Genomic DNA, 25,608 nt, shown 5'->3' with positions numbered 1-25,608 from the left:
TTTTTTACAATTAATTACTTTCTTTTCCGGTTCCGTATCCTTTTACAATACCTCTCGGAGAGTTTTGGATAAACTGAAGAATCTCGTCTCTTTCTGCAGTAGGAAGCATTTCTTTTTCAATATGCGAAATAGCCTGAGAAACATTCATCTTCATCTGAAAAATTGCTCTGTATATCTTCTGGATTTCAAATATTTTTTCATTGGTAAATCCTCTTCTTCTCAATCCAACAGAATTAATTCCGGCATAAGACATTGGCTCTCTTGCCACTTTTACATAAGGCGGAATATCTTTTCTTACCAGCGTTCCTCCGGAAATCATGACATGTTTTCCGATCTTACCAAACTGGTGTACCGCAGACAAGCCCCCCATTACCGTATAATCACCGATTTCTACGTGGCCTGCAATCCCACAACCGTTCACGATGATCACATGATCCCCGATAACGCAGTCATGCGCAATATGTGTTGTTGCCATAATAAGGCAGTTTTTACCAATTTTAGTAAATCCTAAAGCTTTTGTACCTCTGTTTACCGTCACGCATTCCCTGATCGTGGTTTCGTCACCAATGATCACCTGCGTATCTTCTCCATCAAATTTTAAATCCTGAGGAATAGCAGAAATTACCGTTCCCGGAAAAATTCTACAGTTTTTACCTATTCTTGCTCCATCCATGATGGTAACATTGGGACCAATCCATGTTCCTTCTCCGATTTCCACATCCCCTGCAATGGTAGTAAAAGGTTCTACGATTACATTTTTGCTGATTTTCGCACGCTTATCTACGGCTGCTAATTGATGAATCATTTAATCAACTTTATTTTTTGCAACTTGGGCCATTAGTTCTGCTTCTACCGCAACAGTATCTCCTACATAGCCGTAGCCCTGCATATGGACGATTCCTCTTCTGATGGGTTCGATCAATTCAATCTTGAAAATAATAGTATCTCCCGGCACTACTTTTCTTTTGAATTTTACTTTATCAATTTTAATAAAATAGGTCGAGTAATTTTCAGGATCAGGAACGCTTGCCAAAACAAGGATTCCTCCTGTCTGTGCTAAAGCTTCCACCTGCAAAACCCCCGGCATTACGGGCTCTTTCGGAAAATGTCCTACGAAGAAAGGTTCATTCATCGTTACATTTTTCAAACCTACCACATGAGAGTCGGAAAGTTCAAGAATTTTATCGATCAATAAAAACGGTGGTCTGTGAGGCATGAGCTTCATAATTCCGTTGATATCAAAAACGGGTTCTTTAGTCAGGTCAAAATCAGGAACATTTTTCTTTTTCTGCAGCTTCCACTGACGATTCAGCTTTTTTGGCAAACTGCGTGTTTACAAAATGTCCAGGTTTATTGGCAATAACTTTGCCTTTTATTTTTACCCCCGCCAAAGCCAGATCACCAATCACATCCAGTAATTTGTGTCTTGCTGCTTCATTAGGATAATTTAAATTAAGATTATCAAGGATTCCGTTGGGTCTTATGGATACGTTGTCTTTTCCAAAAGCTTTTTTCAGTTTTTCTGTAGTCTCTAGGGTGAGATCTTTATCTACGTACACGATAGCATTTGAAATATCTCCCCCTTTGATAAGGCCATGATCCAGAAGCATTTCAAGCTCATGCAGAAAACTGAATGTTCTTGCAGAGGAAATTTCATCTTTAAACTCAGAAATATTTTTAAGTGTGGCATTTTGAGTTCCTAAAACTTTAGTCCCAAAATCAACCATTGTTGTTACTTCGTATGTATCGGAAGGAATAATTGTAATTTCTGATCCTGTAGCCGGATCGCTGTAAGTAAGAACTTCTTTTACTACCAGGTATTCTCTCGGAATATTTTGTTCCACAACACCAACGCTTTCGATAGCTTCCACAAAATACTTTGAAGATCCGTCAAGGATTGGAGGTTCTGAAGCATCCATTTCAAGAATGGCATTGTCGATGTCACAACCAACGAGTGCTGCGAGAAGATGTTCGCAAGTCGTAATTTTTACGCCTAATTTTTCTAATGTCGTTCCTCTTTCTGTAGCAACTACATAGTTTACATCTGCTTCCACCTGAGGATGTCCTTCCAGATCTGTTCTTACAAAGATAAAACCTGTATTTTCCTTTGCAGGTTTTATGGTAAGTTTTACTTCTTTACCTGTATGAAGTCCGATTCCGGAGAGAGTTACTTCTTGCTGAAGCGTTTTTTGCATATCACTCATTAGTTTTATCTTTTGAGTTATTCTCAAGATTTTTTATTCTGTTAACGATTTCAGTAAAGTTTCTGAAATGGATATAATTTCTCAGGTAGTCATTATAACTGATGGCTGGTGAACCGTACAGTGTCTCTCTGTCATTCACACTTGAATTCACTCCGCTCTGCGCCTGAATTTTCACCTGATTTCCTATTTTTATATGTCCTACGATGCCGACCTGACCGCCGATTTGGTTCCAGTCGCCGATGGTCGTAGATCCCGCAATTCCGGCCTGCGCCGCAATCACATTGTTTTTACCTATTTTTACATTATGCGCAATCTGGATCAGATTATCGATCTTTGTGCCTTTTCCGATGGTAGTAGAGCCTATAGTTGCACGGTCAATACTACAATTTGAGCCGATTTCCACATCATCTTCAATAATAACATTACCAAGCTGAGGAATTTTTTTGAACCCGTCCGGTGTTGGCTGAAAACCAAATCCGTCACCTCCGATTACGGTATTGGAATGGATCACACAGTTGTCGCCTATAATGCAGTAATCATAAATTCTTGCACCACTGTCTATTTTACAGTTTTTACCGATTTTCACGCCTTTTCCGATGTAAACCTGCGGATAGATCTGAGATCCTTCCCCGATTTTTGCTTTTTCGGAAACATATGTGAAAGCTCCGATATAAACGTTATCACCAATCACGGCAGTATCGTGTATTGAAGAGCCATTTTCGATCCCTTCTTTTCTTCCCTGCATTTCCTGATAAAGGTTCATTAATATCTGAAACGAAAGATAAGCATCCTTCACCGATATGATCGTGGTATTGTAAGAATCTTTCGTCAAAAGATTTTCTGAGACGATGATAACAGAGCATTTAGAGGCATCCAAATAATGCGTAAATCTATCTTGTGCTATAAAAGAAAGATGTCCAGTTTCCCCGCTTTCAATAGGTGAAACTCCAGTAATAAGTGCATGCTCGTCACCTATTATTTTTCCGTCAATAAAACTTGCAATTTGCGAAGCTGTGAATTCCATATTCTGCAAAGATAAGAAATTCTGTAATTCGCAAACATTTTTTAGTTTTATGATCGTAAAATTTTAATATTATTTAAGAATTTAACTCTGAAATATCCCGTGGAAAAGTGAGGATATACCGCTTTGTTTTATTAACCATAAGCCCTGACAAAAGCTGATCTTCCGACTCTTCCAGCCTGATTTTTCTCCCATTTTTCTGCAACAGGTAGATGGGTTGTTTTTCGGTATCGTAAGGAAGAAGTTTTCTTTTGATTTCATGTACCAGTTCTTCCCCATTATCGATCCTGAAAAAATCGTTTGTATTTTTTATTTTTCCTTTAATAAATTCTTTATCAAAAGGATGCGAAGAAATAATCGTTTTGGGGAGATTTCTTTGTATGACGCAGCTGCACCAGTACGACAATATTTTATCTTCTGCATTTTGCCATGATTTCATTGCCTGTATGACATCATTATCGTCCAGCTGAGTAAATCTTCTTACGTCTTCATCCGTAGCCGCACTTTTTTCTCTGTACAAGAAATATTTCAGATTATCTCCGGCCGGCAAATCTACTCCCCGGGAAACAAGATATTTGGCACGCTCCAGAATTTTTACCAGAATAAATTCTGCCAATGCAGATGTTTTATGATAATAAACCTGCCAGTACATAAACATTCTGGCGGTAAGAAAATTTTCTATGGAATAAACTCCTTTAGCATCAATAACCAATTCTCCCTCTTCGCAAACATTCATCATTGAAATAATACGCTGTGTATTGATGCTTCCTTCAGAAACTCCTGTAAAAAAGCTGTCTCGTTTCAGATAATCGAGCCTGTCGACATCAAGTTGGGAAGAAATTAGCTGATTGAAGAACTTACGATGATATTTCCCCTGAAACATCTCAATAGCACATGAAAGTTCTCCGTTGAATTCTTCATTCAGCCTGTTCATTAATAATAATGAAAGTGTCTCATGATGCCAGTCGTCCATGAGCATGCTTTCCAATGCGTGGGAAAATGGACCGTGACCGATGTCATGCATTAAAATAGCCAGCATCGCACCTTTTTCTTCTTCTTCGGAAATCTTCACTCCTTTCTGCTTCAATGTTTCAAGCGCGGTAAACATCAGATGCATAGCTCCCAAAGCATGATGAAATCTCGTATGCGTAGCGCCCGGGAAAATAAGGTTCAGAAGCCCCGTCTGCCCGATTCTTCTTAATCTCTGAAAATAAGGATGCTCAATAATATCAAATAAAATTTCGTGTGGAATTCTGATAAAACCGTGAACAGGATCGTTGATGATTTTGAGTTTATTCTGCATTGAAACGTCTGAATTAATAAACAAATTTAGGGATTTTAAAATTGAGCTTTCATTAAATCATCATTAAAAAATTTTATCAGACATGATAATAATAATTGTGAGGAAACATTGTTGTTTTCATTAACTTATATTTAACTTTACAGGTGTTCAATTTGGCAGATTTTAATTAGAGTTGGTCAGCAATTTGATACAATAACCATGTAAAAAAATAAATTTATGTCGGAAAAAATATTATGGATAGATGATGAAATCGACTTGCTGAAACCTCATATTGTGTTCCTTGAAAAAAAAGGATATCAGGTAACTCCTGTAAACAATGTGAATGAAGCACTGGAACTGATGGATTCTGAAAAATTCGCATTAACACTTATTGATGAAAATATGCCCGGAATTTCCGGATTGGAAGCGATTCCTATGATTAAGGATAAAGATAATTCTTTAAAAATAGTAATGGTAACCAAAAGTGAAGAGGAACACATTATGGAGGAAGCAATCGGCTCACAGATCGCGGATTATATTTTGAAGCCGGTAAACCCTAATCAAATTTTGCTTTCTTTAAAGAAAAACCTTCAAGAGGAAAATCTTGTTGAACAGAAGACAATTCTTCAGTATCAGCAGGAATTCAGAAATCTTTCCATGGAACTTTCCTATCTTAGGACTTATCAGGAATGGGCAGAGTATTACAAGAAAATCGTTAACTGGGAAATCAAATTTGATAAAGTAACGGATAATGAATTTGCAGATCTTTTACAATCACAGAAAGAAGAAGCTAATATTCAGTTTGCCAAGTTTATAGAAAACAATTACGAAGACTGGTTGCATGATTCGGACAAACCGATTATGAGCCATACTCTTTTCAAAGAAAAAGTGAAACCGGAAGTAGAAAAAGAAAAAGTTCTGCTTTTAATGGTTGATAATCTTCGCTACGATCAGTGGAAAGTAATTGAACCCTTATTTACGAAATACTATAATAAAATCTCTGAAGATTATTATTACAGCATTCTTCCGACGGCAACACAATATGCAAGAAATTCATTCTTTGCAGGTCTTATGCCGTCTGAAATTGAAAAACGTTTCCCAGATAAATGGTTTAACGATAATGAGGAAGGGAATAAAAATGAATACGAAAGAGATTTTCTTGAGGATCAGATGAAAAGAATCGGCCTTGGTTCCAAATCCATGAAATATCTAAAAGTATTAAATGCAGATTTTGAGCGTAAAATTTACGATGATTTTAATCAACACAAAAACAATGATCTTTTAGTGATCGTATATAATTTTATTGACATCCTTTCTCACGCGAAAACTGATAATCATATCGTAGATCAGCTGATTCGTGATGATAAAACATTCAGATCTCTGACTCTGAACTGGTTTGAAAACTCATCATTATTGAAGATTATTAAGGTTGCTGCCGAAAACGGGTTTAAACTGGTGATCACCACCGATCACGGCACCGTTTATGTAAAAAAACCGAGCAAAGTGGTAGGAGACAGAGAAACGTCTACCAACATCCGTTATAAAACAGGAAAAAGCCTTACATATGACAGCAGTGACGTTTGGGCGATTACAAATCCTGAAAAGTTATTTTTGCCGAAAGGAAATTTAAGTTCTAAATATATTTTCGCAAAAAATAATATTTTCCTTGCTTATCCTAAAAACTACAATCATTTTGTGAATTATTATAAAGAAACCTATCAGCACGGCGGAATTTCACTGGAAGAGTGTATTATTCCTGTCAGCGTTCTTGAACCAAAATAATTCTCTAATACCGAGAGATCCAAAAAGAAGCGGGAAAAATCTTTGATTTTTCCCGCTTCTTTTTTTATTAATATTTTTGAAACATGAAATTAATCACTTATAACGTAAACGGAATTCGGGCTGCTTTTACAAAAGATTTTCTTGGCTGGCTGACATCAGCTGATCCCGATATTATCTGCATTCAGGAAAGTAAGGCAGGAAACGACCAGATCGACATTGAAAGTCTTGAAAAACTTGGCTATTACAGTTACTGGCATTCTGCAGTAAGAAAAGGCTACAGCGGGGTCGGAATAGCCTCAAAAATAAAACCCAATCACGTTGAGTATGGCTGCGGCATTGAAAGCTACGACAATGAAGGAAGAATTATCCGTGCAGATTTTGACGGATTTTCCGCTATTTCGGTTTATGTACCTTCTGCCTCTAATATAGAAAGGCTGGAGTTCAAAATGCAGTTTTGTCGTGATTTTTTAGAATACATCAAGAATTTAAGAAAAGAAATTCCCAATCTTATTATTTCGGGAGATTTCAATATCTGTCATGAAGCAATCGACATCCATGATCCGGCTCGTTTAAAGAATGTTTCGGGCTTTTTGCCGATGGAAAGAGAGTGGATGACTGATTTTATCAATGAATGCGAACTGATCGACAGTTTCAGATATTTCAACAATGAACCCGATCACTATACCTGGTGGAGCTACAGGCAAAATTCAAGGGCAAAAAATAAAGGCTGGAGGCTTGATTACAATTTCACCTCTTATACCTTAAAAGACAATCTTACCAGAGCGGTTATTTTAAAAGAGGCTGTACATTCAGACCATTGTCCGGCTCTTGTTGAAATCAACTTATAATTTCCTGCCTGAAAACAAAAAAAGCCAACTCATTAGGTTGGCTTTTGTTAATTTAAATCATAAAATTAATCGACAATTTCATATTCCACCGGAATGGTACCGCGATCGGTATCTCCGATTTCATCGAACGCTGCTTTAGACATATCTAAAGCTCTTGACGAATGGTAAGGTCCTCTATCATTAATTTTCACAATCACCTCTTTACCATTGTTCAGGTTGGTCACCTTTATGTTTGTTCCGAAAGGAAGCGTTCTGTTGGCTGCGGTAAACTTTGCATTATCAAAAATTTCTCCGCTGGCCGTTTTTCTACCGTTAAATTTATCGTGGTAGTACGATGCATAACTTGTTTTTTTCGCATCTATGGCATTCATTTTGAACGAATAAACACCAAGGGTTGAAATCATCATTATGATTACGAGAATGAATCTTTTCATCATTTTGAACTTTTATTGGTTTTGACTTGGCAAATGTATCAGGAATCTTTCAATGGTCCTATTTTATATGTTAACGGATGTTAATTAAATCTAAATATTTTGTTAATGTTAAATTTAATTATTTGAAAATCAATACATTAACCTATATTGTTAAAATATGTTAAAAAAAGTGTTAAAAAGTTAACAAATTTAACTTAATGACTGCTAAAAAGCCTATAAAACAAACATCAAACAACTAAAAACCAATACATTACTTATTTATACCTACAGTAAAATATACGATAATTTCAATGATGACAGACACCTATTTAAACGGTAAGCGTGCTCATATAATTATTAGAAATTATTTGAGATATTCCATTATATAATCATAGTTGCCCGATGGATATATTACAGACATATTTGGTGAACCTGTAACAGCATTATTTGGAGTTGATGTAATATTATAAGAATATAAGCTTCTATCATATACCATTCCTGATCCCGTTTTGTAAATAGTAATCGAATACAATGAGGTCATCCCTACAGGTGAGGGAATACTTACAGAAGAAGAAGTTCCATTTGCATTGAACGATCCTTTGATGGCATAAATCTGTGAAGCCCCAACAAGTGTATTGGTTGGTGTTTCGCTGGTTCCCACTGATACTTTCAGATTTGGAGTTACGGCTACCCAGACACTATTCGGGGCATCATAATAATAGAAACCTTTTGCCTGAACATTCATGGTTTTGCCCGTTCCCGTTCCACTTGTAACATCACTGATGAATACTAAAGCTCCATTTTGATTGGCTGAACCACTACCATTGGTATAAGCTGTATTTTTTGCTTCCAGCTGAGCTCTGGTCATGCGAGGAACTAATACCGCATCTGGTAAAGAATTATTTGTCGTGTTGGCCTGCACGTCAAATGTTGCAGCGGGAGTAACCGTATTGATCCCAACTCTTCCCTGCTGGGAGTATGCTAATGAGAAAGATCCCACCAGCAAAATTGCTGTTAATAATTTTTTTTCATACGTATTTAAGATTAATAAAATCACATTCATTATCCGAAACCAACCTGTGCTAATTTCGGATAAAAAAAATATTTCTATTTTGTTTTAAACTATTAATTCAAATCTAATTTTAGGTCTAATAAATATTTGACAGCAAATGTAAAACATTATTTATTAAGTTTAAAAAAATAATTAACACATTGAATCATAACCACACATAAAATTGGTTTAGTCATCAATATGTTAATTATTTTGATTGTAGTTATTTATATCAACTCTCCATAAAGATCAAATTCTTCTGCAGAAATGATCTTTACCTCAGCAAAATCTCCGATTGAAATATAAGTGTTTTCTGCAGATACCAACACCGTGTTGTCGACATCAGGAGAATCATACTCTGTTCTTCCTACAAAATAATTTCCTTCTTTACGATCGAAGATACACTTGTAGATTTTTCCGATCTTTTCCTGATTCTTTTCCCATGAAATCTGGGATTGAATTTCCATAATCTCTTCTACTCTCGCTTCTTTTATCTCCTGCGGAATGTTATCTTCTAATACATAGGCTCCTGTATTTTCTTCGTGAGAATATGTAAAACAGCCGAGTCTGTCGAATTTCTGTGTTCTTACCCAGTCTTTAAGCTCCTGAAACACTTCCTCTGTTTCTCCCGGATAGCCAACGATGAGAGTTGTTCTGATTGCCATATCAGGAACTTTTTCTCTGAACTTTGCCAACAATGCATTGGTTTTTTCGTGAGTAGTTCCTCTTTTCATGGACTTTAACAAATCTGAATTGATGTGCTGAAGAGGAATATCAATATAGTTACAAACTTTCGGTTCTTCACGGATGATATCCAGAACATCTTCCGGGAAACCGCTTGGAAAGGCATAATGAAGACGAATCCATTCAATTCCGTCCACTTTTACAAGTTCTTTTAGCAAATCTCCAAGGGCGCGCTTCTTATAAATATCCAAACCATAATAGGTAAGATCCTGCGCAATAAGAATAAGTTCTTTAGTTCCTTTTTTAGCAAGCTTTTGTGCTTCGGAAACCAATTTTTCTATAGGGGTTGAAATGTGACCACCTCTCATCAGAGGAATTGCACAGAAAGAACACGGCCTGTCACAGCCTTCCGAAATTTTCAGGTAAGCATAATGCTTAGGCGTTGTGGTCAGTCTTTCACCCACCAATTCATGTTTATAATCCGCACCAAGATGCTTCAGCAAAACCGGAAGATCTCTTGTCCCGAAATACTGGTCAACATCAGGGATTTCTCTTATCAGATCCGGCTTATATCTTTCTGATAGACAACCAGTAACAAATACCTTCTCTACTTCTCCCCTGTTTTTAGCTTCAACATAATCCAAAATAGTATTGATAGATTCTTCCTTTGCATTGTCTATAAATCCGCAAGTATTGATCACTACAATATCTCCTCTGTCTTCATGAACAACTTCTTTGCCGTTGGCTTTCAGCTGACTCATCAAAACTTCGGAATCATAAACATTTTTGGAACATCCAAGTGTTACTACATTGATTTTCTTCTTACCTACGGATTTTGTGCGCATCTTTTTGATTTTGAGTTTGCAAAGATACAAAATATTGAAGAGATGATTAAAAAAATAAAACCACTCAATAAGTGGTCTTAGTATTTAATTCGGAAAGTTATTTTTCAATAAATCCGGCAAGCATTTTATCTTTTTCGGAAAGTTTAGCATCTTTTTCATCAATTTTCCAGTCAATATTCAAATCCGGATCATTGTACATGATTCCCCTTTCTGATTCTTTATAATAGAAATTATCACATTTATAAGAGAAAATTGCAGTTTCGCTTAATACTGAAAAACCGTGTCCAAAGCCTCTTGGAACATACAACTGAACTTTATTTTCTGCTGTAAGCTCTATCCCAAACCACTTACCGAAGGTTGGAGAATCTTCTCTCAAATCAACTGCAACATCCCAAACTTTACCTTCAAGACAAGATACCAATTTTGCCTGTGCGTGCTCTCCTTTCTGCAAATGTACCCCACGAATCACTCCGTATGAAGATTTGGAGATATTATCCTGCACAAAATGTCCATTCATTCCTGTAAGCTCCTCAAATTTTCTTTCATTGAATTTTTCAAAAAAATAACCTCTTTCATCTTCAATAATGGTAGGTTCAATTATATAACAGTCCTTTAAAGGAGTTTCTTTTATTTTCATATTTATTTAATTACAGATTGCATTTTCTTTTTCAGGTTGAGTTTCAAACCTAAATATAGGCTTCCAACAGGGATAAATATAATTAAAATATTGATAACAGCAGGCAATTTTGAATAAATCAAAAAAATATTAATCAGCAGTTGAGTGATTGCATAAATACTGCTTACCACAAGATGTGGTACCTTCTTTTCATTGACAAGTAACTGATACAGGTGCCTTCTGTGCGCTTCAAAAATATTTTCTTTCAGAAGGAGTCTTTCAATAATTGTTAACACAACTTCCATCCCATAAACAGAGAACAGCAAAATATACTTATAATCCTGGGTCTTCATGATGAGAAGAGTAATGAGGGCTATTATCCAAAAGCCTATTCCCATACTTCCGACATCTCCGGCAAAACACCTCGCTTTTTTCCTAAAATTAAAAAATAAAAAAACCAAAGAAGCCAAAATTGCATAAATGATAAAATTCTCCTGAGTAAAAGGAATAATATCATGATTAATATAAAGCAGCGTAAGCAATGTAACCAAAGTATAAGCTGCTGTCATGCCATTTATTCCGTCCATAAAGTTATAGGCATTCAGTGTTCCTATAATCATTATGAAGAAAATCGGCCACGTCCAAAAAGGAAGCAAATTAAAGGTTTTAGTGAAATACAACAAAAGTACAACTGAAACAAAATGGACAGAAATTCTTATTTTACCTGACAAAGTTTTGACATCGTCAATAAAACTTACAAGGCATATCGCCATCAGCCCAAGCCCGAAAGACCAGTACATCTCGGTTGCTTCTTTAAAATTCAACAAACAAAAAATGACAAAGGCTATAGGAAAGATAATTCCTCCGCCTCTAAGCGTGATTTGTGAGTGCGCACTTCGATGATTGGGCTTATCGATAATATTATATTTATCGGCAATTTTAAAATAGATATGTATTAAAATAAATAATGTTATGAAAACTAAGAGATGTTCTATCATTTGTGTTCAAAGCTTTTTATAGTTTTTATTAATCCTTCTTTAGTCGACATGGGAAGGTGTCGAATGTTTAAATGTTCTTTTATTTTTTGGTTAGAAACCTTATAGTTTTCTGTCAGTTTTTTTAATCTTTCCGAATTTAATGAAAATTTTAATTTGTCACCAATTTTTGAAAAATATTTTATAATAAAAGGATAGATTTTTAACTGCTTGGTTTTTTTTCCAAGCGCCTCATCAATAATTTCTATCAATTCATTTGTAGATACAAAGTCATCGTCTGCAAAATTATAAATTCCAGACTTAATTTCTTTGTTTTTTAATATCTGTAGTATTAAAAAATTCAGATTATCAATACTTAAAAAAAGACCTTTCATTATCAAAAGCTGCTAAAGGCCATGGAATATTTTTTCTGACTAATTTATACAGAAGATTTAAATTCCCTTTATTTCCAGGTCCATGAATCATGCATGGACGAATGATAAAAAGTCTTTTATCGTGAGGAATTACTTTTGAAAGTAAATATTCTTCTGCAAGCAGTTTAGATTTTCCATAAGGTGTTTGAGGTTGCCCGATTTGAGTTTCATACAAAACATCTTCTACGGTATCTGCTATAGCTTTTACACTACTGAAATAAATGAAATCTTTAATTTCTGAGTTTAAAAATTCGTCGAAGATTTTTCTAGTAAGTTCTGTATTGACCGTAAAATATTCATCTTCAACAGAAGTATTTTCTGTATCGTGTGCCTTTCCGGCAAGATGAATAATGGCATCGCCTTTATTTGGACAACTCCATTCGTTACGCATAGAAAGTGCCGAAACTTTAGATTTTTCGTCAGAAAAGTATTTCAATAAATTTTGTCCGACAAAGCCTGAAGCCCCGGTAATTATAATTTCCATTATAACTTTATTATTTTTGAGTTATTCCAATCAATTTGTTTGTCAGCTTCTTCAATATTCAAAAAATGATAATCATTAAGGTATCTGTTAAATTTTCTGAATGCTCCCTTTATACCAACATATGATTTAAATTTTCTCATAGCAGGAAGACTTTTAATCACGGGCTGCCCTTCATCAAAATCGCGGGGATGGAAATAAGTCATCAGGTAATCTGTCTCATTTGTAAACTTCTTAATAACGGGATATGGAAGAAGTCTGAAAAATCCACCTCCTGAAAAAACTATATTTTTATTCAAAATCTTATGAACATTCATAGGAAATTCTTTTAAACTACCGGACTTTGTTTCAATGATAAAAGGGTCAGAAACTCCAAATTCAGGCAATCCACCATAATCATGTTTCGCGGGAAAAACTGAAGCATCATATAAAAAACCCAGCTCAATGAGCGTTTCAAAGCAATAGATATTTTTAGAAGTAATCGAAAAACCTGGAGCACGAAAAGCATTTATCTCCTTACCGATAGTATCTTCTAAAAGCTTTTTTTGCTTTATCAGTATCCTGCTTAAATTCTTTTTGAGAAAACCGGAATGATAATTCATGCTGATAGGAATGGCAGCCAATATGATGTCCATATTTATCAATACTTTTGACAACATCCGGATGCTTTTCCGCCAACCATCCAAGGCAGAAGAAAGTTCCTTTTATTTTTCTCCTTTCCAACTCGTCGAGAATGCGCTGAACACTTTCATATATTCTAACTTCATGTCTGTCCCAATTGAAATCATTATCAATAAAATCACAATTATACCAGTCTTCGATGTCAAAAGTAAGCAGCTTCATATTAAATCATAATTAGAAAGATTAACATCCCAGTTATTGACATCGTATAAAACATCTTTAGAGATAGATTCCGGATTAAGGATTTTTGCAGTAAAATGAAATGTTTTCGGTTCTTTTTTCGCAGGAATTTTTATTAAGCTCAAAGGCTTAAAATGAAGATGACCGATATACAAAATAATATCAAAATTTTTTCTTTCATTTTGATATATATAACGAACAGCTTCATCAAAATTCTTTTTGTTAAGCGGATGTACATCAATTAAAAATGCCGTATCCACATTCTGATGCTTTTTAATTTTGTAAAAAAATTCAAAGCCTTTTTTAACAACTTTTTTTATAATCTGCATCAAACCACCGGTATCGGTAGCTATTAAATTTTTCACAGTTTTTATGAATCCTGTATTTCTTTGTTTCTATATTTTTTGAAAAGAAAGACAGGTTAACTAATACTGACGAAAAAATCCTAGATAGAAAATTGAATCCCTTTAGATTCCCTTTAACACCCCCCTATTTTATAGGGAAGTACATATGTGCTTAAATTGCCGATATCTTTTTCCCGAAGCCCTTTAGTCAAAAGCGGATATGCATTATCATTAGGAAATCCAAATACGAATGCAAATCCTGATTCTTTTAAAAATTTATGCCCTTTTGATAATAAATCAAAAATATTATCAAAATTTCTGTAATCTTTTAGAATCATTGTATCAACACTTAGAGCAACTTCCTTTTCAATACCATCCACCATGTAGACAAAAGGTATATAGCTTTGTGAACCGACTATTTTTTCACCATCCATTAATAACCCATGAAAAGAATAGCCTAAATCCGTATTTAAAAATTCGTTTTTAAAATATGTTACCGATCTAGTATGTTCAGGAAAAACCTCTGAGAAAATCCCACAGATATTTTCAATGTCCGAATCGGAAAGTTCGGTAGTTTTCCTGTATATTACATTCATTTTAATACTCTAATACAGTTGCTGCCCATGAATACCCCACTCCAAATCCTGCTAACATAACATTTTTCCCATCGGTTTTCCCTTCCTTCATAGCTTCAGAAAGCGCAATCGGTATTGTTGAGGAAACAGTATTTCCTACTTTACTCATGTAGTAATAGAATTTTTCTTCTTCAATCTTCATTTTCTTCCTAAGGAATTCCATCATATATTTATTTGCCTGATGAAAAACGAAAAGACCAATATCTTCTTTTTCAAGATTATTTTTTTCTAACGCCTGTTTGGCGAGCTTTGGCACATTACCTTGAGTAAAATTGAATATTTTTGAGCCATTCATATACAAATAATCAGAATGTTTTTCCGCTCCGTTTTCGTCTTCTTCAACAACATTCATTTTATCTTTGTATTTCATTCCGCCCGTTTTCACCATCAGATTTTCTGCCCCTTTACCATCTGTTCCCAAAACAAATTCCTTAATTTCTGCTTTTCCTTCGCTAGAAACAAGTGTTGCAGCAGCAGCGTCACCAAATATGGTTTTATTACCCTTATCCTTTGGGTTAATATGCTTTGTGTAGGTTTCAGCCGTTAAAAGCAATACATTTTTTGCCACGCCGGCTGAAATAAGTCCTTTAGCTAAAGCTAAACCATAAACATATCCTGAACAGCCGAGATTAAAATCTATTGCTCCTGAATGCGTAGGGATGTTTAAATTATGCTGTATGACACATGCGGTTGTCGGTAAAAAATAGTCAGGACTTTGCGTACAGAGCATTACGAAATCAATGTCTGCAGGATCTATATTCCATTCTTTAAAAAGATTAAGTGCTGCTTTTTCAGCCATGCTGCCTGCTGTTTCATCTTCAGCAGCGATATGCCTTTCATCAATTCCAACTTTCTCTGCTATTTTATCAACAGACCATTCGGGAAAATCTTCAACAAGTTGCTGATTGGTATAAATTTTTTCCGGTAAGTAATACGAAATCGCTTTTATATATGCTTTCATACTTTTATTTTAATGTAAAACCTCCATCTATCAAAAGACTTGATCCTGTAACCCAAGAGCTGGCTCCGGAAAGTAAATAGATTACCGCATAAGCAACATCCTCGGGCTTTCCGTATCTTTTTAAAGGATAGTTTAATAAATCTTCATTGATCTGTTCCTCTGAAATTGATTTTTGATAAAGCATATCTGTTGCGATCATTCCTGGATTTACTGTATTTACCCTGATATTTCTAGCGGCAAGCTCAAGAGCTATGTTCTCTGACAATGCATTAAGCGCACCTTTCGAAGAAGAGTAAGCCGTATTTCCTACCGATGAACAATAATTTCCGGAAATTGAAGAAATAAATACTATAGAAGCTCCTTTCTCTATCTTTTTGCTATTAAGCAACTCTTTGGTAAGCATAGCAGGAGCAAAAAAATTAACTCCCATTACTTCTTCCAGAATATCGGAGCTCATTAATTTAAACGGAATTCTTTTTAAAATACCAGCTGCATTTACCAGCCCGTCAAGAGAAGGCAGATCATTTAATATAGATTTGATGTCTTCAGAAGATGTTAGCTCAACAGAATACATTTGATGCTCCACTCCCTCCAGCTCCTGATAAGTTTGTTGTAATCTTTCCTCATTTCTACCTAAGATAACCAAGCTGGCGCCCATTTTTGAGCATTCTACTGCGATCGACCTTCCAATGCCTGATGAGGCACCTGTAACCAAAATTGATTTTCCGGCAAGAGAGAATGGATTATGCATTTACTTTTTTATTTATAATATCAAATAAATCCTTTATTGTTTCACTGTTTCTGATGTCTTCACCTGTCAGTTCAATCCCATAATCATTATCTGCCATAGCAATGATGGAAAGAGCAGTGATAGAAGACCATTCTTCAAGATTTTTAAACTTTGTTTCCGCTGAAAATTCAGATGCGTCAGTATCATCAAACTCTGCTGAAAATTTTGAAATAAAGTCTGCTATATTCATATTAATTATTTTTTTAATGTTTAAGTTTAACAAAAATACTAAATTAATTTAGTCCTTCTATCTGTTCTATTAGATTATCTATGCATTTATGCTTTGTAAAATGGGTGTCAAAATAGGCTTTACCGTTTATCCCAAGAGCAGCTAATCGATGAAAATCCTCAACAATTATATTTTTAATCAGATTTACCAATCCGTCCACATCATCAGGATTTATGGTAAAACCGCAATCTGCTTCTATTATTACATCCGCAGCGGCACCCTCAATAAAACCAATGACCGATTTTCCAGATGCCATGTAGGATTGTAATCTCGCAGGGACTACTTTTTTCAGATCATCATATTTATTATTAAGACTTAAGATCATGATGTCTGCTTTTTCATAGAAAGCCGGCATTGTCTCGACAGGATGTTTTCCCATGAGAAATACACTTTGCTGAAGTGAATTTTCTCTGACAAAATTTTCCATCCATTCTTTTCTGCTGCCGTCACCCAGTATAATCCACCGTACATTTTCCTCTTTAAGTTGTAAGGCTGCGTACAATATATTCTCAAGATTCTGCGAAACGCCAAGGTTTCCGGCCAGCATTATTTTAAAACCACCTGGAAGTTCAGGGATAGGGTTCTTTTCCGTTTGTAGAAAAGACCCTTCCGCCCAATTAGGAAAATACTGTATTTTTTTTCATCACCTGTTTTTTCTAAAATAGATTCCTTAAACCCTTTAGAGCTAATAAGAATCTTATTGCTGTTTTTATAGCTAAAATCAACGTATTTATCGAGTAAAGAAATAATAAATCTGTTATTAATTCCTGATCCTGAGATGAATGCATCGGGCCACAAATCCAACACCCAGAGAATCAGTGGTTTTCCCTGCATCTTTTTCACAATAATGGCAGGAAACGTTTGGGTAATCGGAGATACCTGATGTACCAAAATGGAATCAAATCTTTTAAAAAGTCCGAGATAAATAGCCCATAAAGACCCAAAAAACATAAAACTAAGATAGGTAAGGGGCAGCAAAAATTTGGTGTACTTTTTTACCTCTTGGAATTTGTAAGCATCTGTAAACCTTTACTCCATGTACAGTCTCAATTCTTCTTTTAAATAATCCGTATCCAGGATAATATTTCCCTTCAGGATAGTTCGGAATTCCGGTTAGTACCGTGACATTGTATCCTTTTTTTTGCAGTTCAAATGCAATATCATTACTTTTAAAATTTTCCGGATAAAAATTTTGGGAAACAAGTAATATCTTCTTTTTCTTTATTTGCTCCACACCACTCTGTTAATATAATCTGTATAACTCAGGATGATCCTTACCATTTTCTCAGAAACATTAGGCATGGAATAATCCGAAACCTGTCTGTAATTTCTTTCATTGCCTGTTTTCTGCTGCTGAAGCTGCGTGAGTCCCTGCATGATTCTTTCCGGTGACAATCCTACCATCATTACAGATGCTTCTTCCATAGCCTCCGGCCTTTCGTGAGCATCTCTTATGTTTAAAGCTCTGAAATTCAGTATTGAAGATTCTTCAGAAATAGTTCCTGAATCTGATAAAACGGCATAGCTCCTCATCTGCAAAGCATTATAATCATGAAAACCTAACGGTTTTAGAAACTGAATTTCAGGTCTTACATTCACTTTCATTTGATCGATCTTATTTCTGGTTCTAGGGTGAGTAGAAACAATAATCGGTAATCCGAATTTTTCCGCAATAGCATTAAGGCTTTCAATCAATCCATTAAAATTTTTCTCAGAATTGATGTTTTCTTCTCTGTGGGAAGACACCACAAAATATTTTCCTTCTTCCAGGTTCAAACGGCTTAAAACATCAGAATTTTCAATTTGCGGAAGATAATGATTTAAAACTTCAAACATCGGAGAACCTGTTTTAATGATTCTGTCTGCAGGAAGACCTTCTCTTAACAAATATTCTCTTGCAATATCAGAGTATGTAAGATTAATATCTGCTGTATGATCCACTATTTTCCTATTGGTTTCCTCGGGAACCCTTTGATCGAAACATCTGTTTCCGGCTTCCATGTGAAAAATGGGAATTTGTTTTTTTTTAGCGGGAATAGCACAAAGACAAGAGTTTGTATCTCCCAACACCAAAAATGCATCGGGTTTTAAATCTTCCAAAAGCGGATCAATTTTGATTAAAATATTTCCAACGGTTTCAGTTGCTGTTTTTCCAGCTGCTTCGAGGAAATAATCGGGCTTACGAAGCTTCAGATCTTCAAAGAAAATCTGATTAAGCTCATAATCATAATTTTGTCCTGTATGAACAATAATATGCTCAACAGCTTCAGAAGTATCCAAAGCTGATAATACTCTTGATAGTCTGATAATTTCGGGCCTTGTGCCCACCACGGTCATTATTTTTAATTTCTTCATTTGTAGATTCTCATTTTTTTGCAGCTCCAAAAATACCAATTTAAGTTGATAAATTACATATTTTCCTTATATAGTGATATAATAAAAAATTTAAAACTCATTTTTTTAAACAAAATATAAGTCATCGAGTTCATTCTGTCATAAAATTAACTAATATAACAGAATAATTAGTAAAATTTTAGAGAATGTTTATCAATGACATCAATTTTTATCTGTATTAAACTTCCAAAAAGTACGTATCAGCATCTTTCGGATCGAAAGGCTCATTAATCCAGAAAATGGTATATAATTCTTCTTCTCCTATATTTTTAATGTTATGAGTGTACCAGATCGGCATATCAACGTAAGCAGGCTCACTTCCATCGAGATAAAAATCTAAAACTTCATCTGTATCAATCTTTCTCAGCTGTATAAGTGCTTTACCTTTTATCACTGCAAATCTTTCTATTTTTCTCGTATGAAAGTGATTTCCTCTTGTAATCCCTTGAACAGTAGTCGAAAATGAGCATTGTCCGCCAATACCCAGCCTGACCACTTCTACAAAAGCTCCTCTGGGATCTGTATGTTGTGTGAATTTTACGGGGTAGTGATTTTTAATATCAAAATAACACCGGAATGTGTTGAAAAGATTTAGATCAAAATTACTTTCCAAAACAGGAATTTCACCGTTATCGAAATATAAATTCTTATACGTTTCTAATTTGTGAAGAACTTCCGAAACCTTATTCACTGAAGTATTTGGCACTTCATATAATTTATTTGATTCTCCACTTTCAACCTGATTGATGATTTCTCGAATAAGTTCTCCTATATAAATCAGTTTAACGTCGCTATCTTTATCAATAACCGGTTGCTCGCCATGAGTTAATTTATGGCAAAAAGTAGCAATAAAAGAATTATAATTGGGCCTTCCGAAAGGCCCAAAAACGTTAGGAATTATCATTCCGGTAAATTTTCCGTTATTCTTGGCGGCCCATTCTGACAGCAATTCTCTTCCTTCTTTTTTGGATTTTCCGTATAAATTATCATTTTCTTCCTGCGAAGAAGAGGAAAAAAGAACATGAGCCTTGGAATTTGTCTTTTCCAGAGAAGCTATCAGCTTTTTAACCAGACCGATATTGTTTTCATAAATAATTTCAGGATCCGGATGACGGTTCATTGCAGCGAGATGGATAATCACATCACATTTTCCTACGAATTCATCAAGCTTGTCCGCGTTATCAAAAAAATCTCTTTCGAAATTTATTCTTTCAAATTGATCAGGATGTAAGCCTAAAGTATTATATAAATGTGAGCCGACAAAACCATTTTGCCCTGTAATTCCAATTTTTTTCATTCTTTTAAATTTTCAAATCATCTGAATTAGCACCGAAATTTATGTAAAGTAATTATTCAGGATACTGCAGTATGTCTTCGCCCAATACTTCTTTTCTGATCAAAGGAAGCTTCATTAAAAGTTTTTTTCATTCCTTCCACATCGTGTTGCTGAGTGTTATGAGAGTGATAATCTTCTATTTTTGAAATATCTTCTGTACCTTCAGAAAAGTATTGTGCGTAGTTGAGGTCTCTGTTATCCGCCGGAATTCTGTAGAAATCTCCCATATCTTCCGCTTTGATCATCTCTTCGCGGGTACACAATGTTTCGTACAGTTTTTCTCCGTGTCTGGTTCCGATAACTTTTATCGGATTATCTGCTTTAAACATTTCCTTTAATGCCTGAGCCAGATCTCCAATTGTCCCTGCAGGAGCTTTATTAACAAACAAATCTCCTGGATTACCATGCTCAAATGCAAATAAAACCAAATCTACAGCCTCTTCCAATGACATTAAAAATCTTGTCATATTCGGATCTGTGATAGTAAGAGATTCTCCGTTTTTGATTTGTTTCACAAATAATGGAATCACAGAACCTCTGGAAGCCATTACATTACCGTATCTCGTAAGACAGACCACAGTATTTTCAAGATTTCTTGACGCCGCCACCGCCACTTTTTCCATCATCGCTTTAGAAATCCCCATTGCATTGATGGGATATGCTGCTTTATCAGTGCTTAAGCAAATAACTTTCTTCACATCGTTTGAAGCTGCTGCATCAATGACATTTTGAGTTCCTTCAACATTCGTTTTCACGGCCTGCATAGGGAAAAACTCGCAGGAAGGGACCTGTTTCAGAGCGGCGGCATGAAAAACATAGTCTACCCCTCTCATCGCAGATTCTACACTTCTGTAATCTCTCACATCACCAATATAGAATTTCAGCTTATCATTTTTAAACTGATTTCTCATATCATCCTGCTTCTTTTCATCACGAGAGAAGATCCTTATTTCTTTGAAATGGTCTGTATGAATAAATTTCCTTAAAACAGCTGTTCCAAATGAGCCTGTTCCGCCGGTAATAAGGAGGGTTTTATTTTTGATCTGCATTATTGTTTTATTTATGAAATAGGTATGAATCTATTGTATATTGTGAATCAGTATTTAATATTTTTAACGAAATCCCATGTTTCTGAAATTCCATCTAAAAGTCCTGTTTTTTGTTGAAACAAGAGGTCTTCCTGTGCTTTCCTGATATCTAAACAAACTTTCTGGACATCGAATTTATTAGAATCAATATGCTTTACTTCAATATTTTTTCCGGTGACTTTTTTGATGACATCTATAATTTCGTTCAAAGAAATAAATGTACTACTCCCTATATTATATATTTCGGAAACTTTTTTTGATATCGATGCATTATAAATTGCTGAAGCTAAATCTGAAATAAAAATATAGTCCTTTGCTATATTGCCATCTCCCCAGATTTCAATTGTTTCACCTCTCAAAGCTTTTCCTAAAAAAACTGAAATTACCCCTTGGTTAGAAAATGGATTTTGTCGTGGTCCATAGGGATTTGACGGACGGATAATATTATATTCAATACCAAAATTTAATGAAAAATACTTTAAATATTTTTCTATCGCAAGCTTTGTAATGCCATAAGAAGAAATAGGATTGGTATCGTGGCTTTCCGGTATTGGAATAGATGTCGGCTCTCCATAAATAGCTCCGCCGCTGGAGAGATAAATAATTCTTTTAACTTTATTTGCTGCTGCAATTTTAAAAATATTTATCGCATTTATCAGATTAGACTGTATATCGTATTCTATATTTTGATTTGATGAGAAAGGAGATGTTGTACTTACAGAGTGTATCAGAACGTCTTTGTTATGAAACGTTTCATTTAATAATTGATGATTGTCAATGCTTCCAAAAATGTATTTTACGCCCGGCAATGGTTCTCTGTATTTTTCAGGCCCAATATCCAGAACCGTAACACTATGTCCCTTTGCTAAAACTTCATCAACAATATATGAACCGATGAAGCCATTACCTCCTAAAATTAAATATTCCATATCAATAAATAAAGTTTGGCTTATCACCTTCAAAGGCTACCCATTGATACAACTCAATAGTCTTTTTGGAGATTTCATCCCAAAGATATTTTTTTTTAATTAATTTTTCTGCATTATTACGATATTGATTTAATTCTTCATTTGATAAATTCACCATATTGGTGAGCGCCTGCTTTATATGATCTTTGTCAATATCTACCCAATATCCTGCATGATAATCATCCAAATCCTTCCAGCTGGATGATTTTGTTGTGATTACCGGCAAACCATATGCTAATGCCTCAACGACTACCATTGGCGAGCCTTCCGAATAAGATGGTAATATAAAAAAATCTGAAGCGTCAAAAACATCATATTTTGCAGCACCAAACTGTGGCTCAATGATAAAAACTTTATCATTTAAATGTAAAGCTTTTATCATAGCTTCTACTTCAGGCTGATAATTAAATTCATTATTTCCTACGATAACCAAAATCCAGTCATTAAATTTTTCCTGAAGTTCCGAAATTGCTGGAAGAAGCATGTCTAACCCTTTTTTTGGAGTAATTCTTGAGAGGTAGAGTAATACTTTTTTTTCCTTTGGTAAATGATATTTGAATTTGAATCGATTTCCATTTCCTTTTTCCATGAGAACATTAGATCCTATTCCATTTTCTATGTAGGCAATAGGATTTTTCAGTCCTAGTTTTCTGAAATCTTCAATTTCATATTCAGATGTTGCATGGAGTACACTTGCTTTTTCCAAATTTTTCATTTCAAAAAGCGATAAGGCAATCTTTTTCTTTAATTTAGAATTTTTCAGAGCGTGTTCTGCCAAAGTCCCATGTGGTGCAATAATCGTTTTTGCTCCGTTATTTCTTAAAATAGATGTTATTACAGATTGAGATGTCCACAAGCTATGTTGGTGAACGATATCATTGCTCTTATCTCTTAAAGCTTTACTTATTTCTGTAACGGAAGCTTTTATAAGAGGAAAAGTATGAGGAAATCCCAGTAATCTTTCTTTAGGAAAAACATAATTTTCTGAAGTCCACAATATGGTTTCGTCTTTATCAGAACTCCATACACTGACGTCTTCTCCCAATTCCAGCTGAGCTTTTGCCAGCCCCATGCTAATACTGCCTAAACCATAAGAAGCTTTACCAAAAGAGGCTACTGTATGTACTATTTTCATTTATTCGTAGCTTGATATAAATTTTCTTACAACAATATTGGGGTTAAAATTTTCCTCAGCTAATTGTAAGCTTATTTGTGAAAACTCTTTCCAGTGTTCTTTTCTATTCATTAGCAGATTAAATTTATTCCTAATTTCAGTATGATTGGAAGGATCAAAAACATAGCCGTTCTTACCTTCCGAAACTGTTTCAAAGTGATTACCACAACGATCACTGACAAACACAGGAAGACCTGATGAAATGGCTTCAACTATAGATAACGGACTAGGGTCTGAAAATGAAGGCAGTAAAAAAACATCGGCATTTTTGTATTCTTCCCCTATCTGCTCCTGCGAAAGATTTCCTAAAAGCTTTACATGATTCTCCAAATTATTATCTCTGATGTATTTTAAATAGTCATCATAAGAACTTCCTGTACCGGCAATTTTTAAAATAATCTTTCTGAGGTTATCTGTACCAATTGCATCCATAAAATTCTTTATTCCTTTTATGTTTTCCTCCAATCTGGCAACCAGGAAAAAAACGGGCATCTCATTATTTTTATCTACTACTTTATTCGTGTTAAAAACGTTCGTAGAGACTACATTAGGCAGATATACAATATCATGAATTGGAATATTCCATTTTGTAAATGACTTTACGGACATCTCTCCCGGAATTATAAACTTGCCATCAATCTGTCTGAAAAACCATTTTTTTAAAAAGTCCCTCAATTTGTTTTTAGCCTGACTTTCATTTGTTAAATAATTAGCTTCACTCCAAACTGATAAGGTATTCTTTGCCAATCCAATACTTTTTAAAAAGGCTATTAACATTACATTCGGATTATTCCAACTGCCCCCCTAAAATAATTTCGTCCTTAGATTTTATTAAATCTTTTACCAAAAGAGGATTAAAATGAAAGAAAAAACCTTTTATATCAAAGTATAATCCGTTACCGATTTTATATTTAAATTTAAGATCATTCAGATCAATATTCCAATTTCTGTTGGACTCTGTTTCTCTCATGAAAAAAACTTCAAAATCGAAATTAGTTTCTTTGCGTGCCTGTTCCAGCAGGTTGTAAAAGAAAACTCTGTATGGGGGAATTATATTCGTAAAGAAATATACTTTTTTTATTCTTCATCTATTAGCTGTGTTAGTCGTTGAATATAACTTTTCTTAAGGCTTTAATGTATCCTTTTCCGAAACGACGATCCGGCTCCATATAATTTCCTTCTCCCCACTCATTCCAGGAAACTAAAAATAAAATCTTTTTCTCTTCTTTTTTGTTCTTCAGAAATTGGAGTGCTTTTGAGACCTGTCTCGCAAATAAATCAGGCGTTGAACCTGCAATTACAAATCCTTTGCTACCAGATCTTGGCGTATGGTCGTAGTTGGGGATAATTGTAGGGATAGTATCTTCGTCATAATGCTGATCTATATAAAGATTATCAGATAGTCTCCCATAATCAATCTTTCTAGGGGTATTGAATAATTTAATGTTTAAAAATTGCCAAGCCTTGACAAGATAGGGCTGATTAACATATGTCTTCAGATAATCCTGTAATCTGTACATTGCGTCAAATCCTAAAGATTTTACTTCCTCTTTTGTTTCTCCTCTTTGTACTGCTACAAAGTAAATTCCTTCCAACCCATTTTTTAACGCCAGTTCACGCCAAACATCAATAATTTCTTTTATTTTCTCCTTATTATCTATTGAATAAATAACAAATAACGGCTTACCATCAACCTGAATATATCTTTTATCTTTAAAAGCTTGTAATAAAGCTGTCATAAAATGCTCTTCATAGTCCTTTCTGCCCAGATATTTCTGTTCGATCAGCAGTTTATCTCCGCTTCCGGATGGATCCCAAAGTTTCTGGTACCAATTATGATTGGCCCATCCAAAACAAAAAGGAAAATCCGGTTCACCTGAAGCCAGAACTTCATTAATAGGCCTTTCCAAAAGTCTCTTTCCGTCTCCAAACCAGTAATGCCAATAACAAAAGCCTTCCACACCAGCTTCCTTCGCCATTTCCGCCTGTAACTTCCTGGTTTCTGCAACTCGTAAATCATAAAACCCCAGATCAGCAGGGATATTAGGTTGATGATGTCCTTTGTAAAGCGGTTTGGCATTAGCCACACTATGCCATTCTGTAAAACCAGGTCCCCACCATTCATTATTTTCAGGAACAGGATGAAATTGTGGAAGATAGAAAGCTATGACTCGAGCTTTTTTATTATTCATT

29 protein-coding genes and 2 pseudogenes are annotated in these 25,608 nt (G+C 34.9%); 2 read left to right on the top strand and 29 right to left on the bottom strand.

Annotated features, from left to right (window positions below):
• Positions 1 to 10 precede the first annotated feature (10 nt).
• The 4 genes and pseudogenes from lpxA to AAHI02_RS17465 all read right to left on the bottom strand — a co-directional run bounded on the left by lpxA (position 11) and on the right by AAHI02_RS17465 (position 4,528).
• Positions 11 to 805: an acyl-ACP--UDP-N-acetylglucosamine O-acyltransferase gene (gene lpxA, locus AAHI02_RS17480; protein WP_042721065.1), complete on the bottom strand. Its 795-nt coding sequence runs from the start codon at positions 803 to 805 to the stop codon at positions 11 to 13.
• Positions 806 to 2,204 (bottom strand): annotated as a pseudogene (locus AAHI02_RS17475) (bifunctional UDP-3-O-[3-hydroxymyristoyl] N-acetylglucosamine deacetylase/3-hydroxyacyl-ACP dehydratase).
• Positions 2,197 to 3,228: a UDP-3-O-(3-hydroxymyristoyl)glucosamine N-acyltransferase gene (lpxD, locus tag AAHI02_RS17470; protein ID WP_346984331.1), complete on the bottom strand. Its 1,032-nt coding sequence runs from the start codon at positions 3,226 to 3,228 to the stop codon at positions 2,197 to 2,199. The pseudogene AAHI02_RS17475 and the gene lpxD overlap by 8 nt, the downstream one beginning before the upstream one ends.
• Before the next feature lie 73 nt (positions 3,229 to 3,301).
• A complete protein-coding gene (locus AAHI02_RS17465) occupies positions 3,302 to 4,528 on the bottom strand; it encodes an HD domain-containing protein (protein ID WP_346984330.1) in 1,227 nt (408 codons plus the stop codon).
• 216 nt (positions 4,529 to 4,744) lie between these two features.
• Between AAHI02_RS17465 and AAHI02_RS17460 the strand changes: the two genes are divergently transcribed.
• Both AAHI02_RS17460 and AAHI02_RS17455 read left to right on the top strand, forming a co-directional pair.
• Positions 4,745 to 6,289: a PglZ domain-containing protein gene (locus tag AAHI02_RS17460; RefSeq protein WP_042721069.1), complete on the top strand. Its 1,545-nt coding sequence runs from the start codon at positions 4,745 to 4,747 to the stop codon at positions 6,287 to 6,289.
• 83 nt (positions 6,290 to 6,372) lie between these two features.
• Complete coding sequence (locus AAHI02_RS17455) at positions 6,373 to 7,137, top strand: exodeoxyribonuclease III (protein ID WP_346984329.1); 765 nt, start codon at positions 6,373 to 6,375, stop codon at positions 7,135 to 7,137.
• A gap of 65 nt (positions 7,138 to 7,202) precedes the next feature.
• On the opposite strand, the gene AAHI02_RS17450 is transcribed toward AAHI02_RS17455, so the two are convergent.
• The 25 genes and pseudogenes from AAHI02_RS17450 to AAHI02_RS17330 all read right to left on the bottom strand — a co-directional run bounded on the left by AAHI02_RS17450 (position 7,203) and on the right by AAHI02_RS17330 (position 25,607).
• Complete coding sequence (locus tag AAHI02_RS17450) at positions 7,203 to 7,574, bottom strand: septal ring lytic transglycosylase RlpA family protein (RefSeq protein WP_089997993.1); 372 nt, start codon at positions 7,572 to 7,574, stop codon at positions 7,203 to 7,205.
• A gap of 340 nt (positions 7,575 to 7,914) precedes the next feature.
• Complete coding sequence (locus tag AAHI02_RS17445; RefSeq protein ID WP_346984328.1) at positions 7,915 to 8,607, bottom strand: hypothetical protein; 693 nt, start codon at positions 8,605 to 8,607, stop codon at positions 7,915 to 7,917.
• Positions 8,608 to 8,828: 221 nt separating this feature from the next.
• Positions 8,829 to 10,130: a 30S ribosomal protein S12 methylthiotransferase RimO gene (gene rimO, locus AAHI02_RS17440; protein WP_346984327.1), complete on the bottom strand. Its 1,302-nt coding sequence runs from the start codon at positions 10,128 to 10,130 to the stop codon at positions 8,829 to 8,831.
• Positions 10,131 to 10,227: 97 nt separating this feature from the next.
• Complete coding sequence (gene rfbC / locus AAHI02_RS17435; RefSeq protein WP_346984326.1) at positions 10,228 to 10,767, bottom strand: dTDP-4-dehydrorhamnose 3,5-epimerase; 540 nt, start codon at positions 10,765 to 10,767, stop codon at positions 10,228 to 10,230.
• 2 nt (positions 10,768 to 10,769) lie between these two features.
• A complete protein-coding gene (locus AAHI02_RS17430) occupies positions 10,770 to 11,744 on the bottom strand; it encodes a glycosyltransferase family 4 protein (protein ID WP_346984325.1) in 975 nt (324 codons plus the stop codon).
• Entirely contained in the window at positions 11,741 to 12,115 is a 375-nt protein-coding gene (locus AAHI02_RS17425) for a hypothetical protein (RefSeq protein WP_346984324.1), read from the bottom strand. The genes AAHI02_RS17430 and AAHI02_RS17425 overlap by 4 nt, the downstream gene beginning before the upstream one ends.
• Positions 12,090 to 12,638, bottom strand: coding sequence for an NAD-dependent epimerase/dehydratase family protein (locus AAHI02_RS17420; protein ID WP_346984323.1), 549 nt, complete (start codon positions 12,636 to 12,638; stop codon positions 12,090 to 12,092). Before AAHI02_RS17420 ends, AAHI02_RS17425 begins: the two co-directional genes overlap by 26 nt.
• Positions 12,638 to 13,270, bottom strand: a complete 633-nt coding sequence (locus AAHI02_RS17415; RefSeq protein ID WP_346984322.1) for a DUF3473 domain-containing protein — start codon at positions 13,268 to 13,270, stop codon at positions 12,638 to 12,640. Before AAHI02_RS17415 ends, AAHI02_RS17420 begins: the two co-directional genes overlap by 1 nt.
• Positions 13,152 to 13,478, bottom strand: a complete 327-nt coding sequence (locus AAHI02_RS17410) for a polysaccharide deacetylase family protein (protein ID WP_346984321.1) — start codon at positions 13,476 to 13,478, stop codon at positions 13,152 to 13,154. The genes AAHI02_RS17415 and AAHI02_RS17410 overlap by 119 nt, the downstream gene beginning before the upstream one ends.
• A complete protein-coding gene (locus tag AAHI02_RS17405; protein ID WP_346984320.1) occupies positions 13,475 to 13,861 on the bottom strand; it encodes a hypothetical protein in 387 nt (128 codons plus the stop codon). Before AAHI02_RS17405 ends, AAHI02_RS17410 begins: the two co-directional genes overlap by 4 nt.
• Positions 13,862 to 13,974: 113 nt before the next feature.
• A complete protein-coding gene (locus AAHI02_RS17400; protein ID WP_346984319.1) occupies positions 13,975 to 14,436 on the bottom strand; it encodes a GNAT family N-acetyltransferase in 462 nt (153 codons plus the stop codon).
• 1 nt (position 14,437) lies between these two features.
• Positions 14,438 to 15,436 (bottom strand): ketoacyl-ACP synthase III, encoded by a 999-nt coding sequence (locus AAHI02_RS17395; RefSeq protein WP_346984318.1) that lies wholly within the window; start codon positions 15,434 to 15,436, stop codon positions 14,438 to 14,440.
• 4 nt (positions 15,437 to 15,440) lie between these two features.
• Positions 15,441 to 16,187 (bottom strand): SDR family oxidoreductase, encoded by a 747-nt coding sequence (locus tag AAHI02_RS17390; protein ID WP_346984317.1) that lies wholly within the window; start codon positions 16,185 to 16,187, stop codon positions 15,441 to 15,443.
• On the bottom strand, positions 16,180 to 16,416 hold the full coding sequence (locus AAHI02_RS17385; protein WP_346984316.1) for an acyl carrier protein: 237 nt from the start codon (positions 16,414 to 16,416) through the stop codon (positions 16,180 to 16,182). The genes AAHI02_RS17390 and AAHI02_RS17385 overlap by 8 nt, the downstream gene beginning before the upstream one ends.
• 43 nt (positions 16,417 to 16,459) lie before the next feature.
• On the bottom strand, positions 16,460 to 17,002 hold the full coding sequence (locus AAHI02_RS17380; RefSeq protein ID WP_346984315.1) for a glycosyltransferase: 543 nt from the start codon (positions 17,000 to 17,002) through the stop codon (positions 16,460 to 16,462).
• On the bottom strand, positions 17,002 to 17,346 hold the full coding sequence (locus AAHI02_RS17375; RefSeq protein WP_346984314.1) for a hypothetical protein: 345 nt from the start codon (positions 17,344 to 17,346) through the stop codon (positions 17,002 to 17,004). Before AAHI02_RS17375 ends, AAHI02_RS17380 begins: the two co-directional genes overlap by 1 nt.
• 64 nt (positions 17,347 to 17,410) lie before the next feature.
• Positions 17,411 to 17,689, bottom strand: coding sequence for a hypothetical protein (locus AAHI02_RS17370; RefSeq protein WP_346984313.1), 279 nt, complete (start codon positions 17,687 to 17,689; stop codon positions 17,411 to 17,413).
• Entirely contained in the window at positions 17,677 to 18,810 is a 1,134-nt protein-coding gene (wecB, locus tag AAHI02_RS17365; RefSeq protein ID WP_346984312.1) for a UDP-N-acetylglucosamine 2-epimerase (non-hydrolyzing), read from the bottom strand. Before wecB ends, AAHI02_RS17370 begins: the two co-directional genes overlap by 13 nt.
• Positions 18,811 to 19,027: 217 nt before the next feature.
• A complete protein-coding gene (locus AAHI02_RS17360; protein WP_346984311.1) occupies positions 19,028 to 20,146 on the bottom strand; it encodes an NAD-dependent epimerase/dehydratase family protein in 1,119 nt (372 codons plus the stop codon).
• A gap of 52 nt (positions 20,147 to 20,198) precedes the next feature.
• A pseudogene (locus tag AAHI02_RS17355) lies at positions 20,199 to 21,234 on the bottom strand (polysaccharide biosynthesis protein).
• Positions 21,235 to 21,281: 47 nt separating this feature from the next.
• Positions 21,282 to 22,202, bottom strand: coding sequence for an NAD-dependent epimerase/dehydratase family protein (locus tag AAHI02_RS17350; RefSeq protein WP_346984310.1), 921 nt, complete (start codon positions 22,200 to 22,202; stop codon positions 21,282 to 21,284).
• Position 22,203: 1 nt separating this feature from the next.
• Positions 22,204 to 23,376, bottom strand: coding sequence for a glycosyltransferase (locus AAHI02_RS17345; RefSeq protein ID WP_346984309.1), 1,173 nt, complete (start codon positions 23,374 to 23,376; stop codon positions 22,204 to 22,206).
• On the bottom strand, positions 23,377 to 24,162 hold the full coding sequence (locus AAHI02_RS17340; protein ID WP_346984308.1) for a glycosyltransferase: 786 nt from the start codon (positions 24,160 to 24,162) through the stop codon (positions 23,377 to 23,379).
• A 40-nt stretch (positions 24,163 to 24,202) separates the two neighbouring features.
• Positions 24,203 to 24,385, bottom strand: coding sequence for a hypothetical protein (locus AAHI02_RS17335; RefSeq protein WP_346984307.1), 183 nt, complete (start codon positions 24,383 to 24,385; stop codon positions 24,203 to 24,205).
• 130 nt (positions 24,386 to 24,515) lie between these two features.
• Entirely contained in the window at positions 24,516 to 25,607 is a 1,092-nt protein-coding gene (locus tag AAHI02_RS17330) for a glycoside hydrolase family 99-like domain-containing protein (RefSeq protein ID WP_346984306.1), read from the bottom strand.
• Position 25,608 lies beyond the last annotated feature (1 nt).

This window comes from Chryseobacterium sp. POE27, from assembly GCF_039727685.1.
Lineage (GTDB): Bacteria > Bacteroidota > Bacteroidia > Flavobacteriales > Weeksellaceae > Chryseobacterium.
This window is presented reverse-complemented; position numbering and strand designations above follow the sequence as displayed.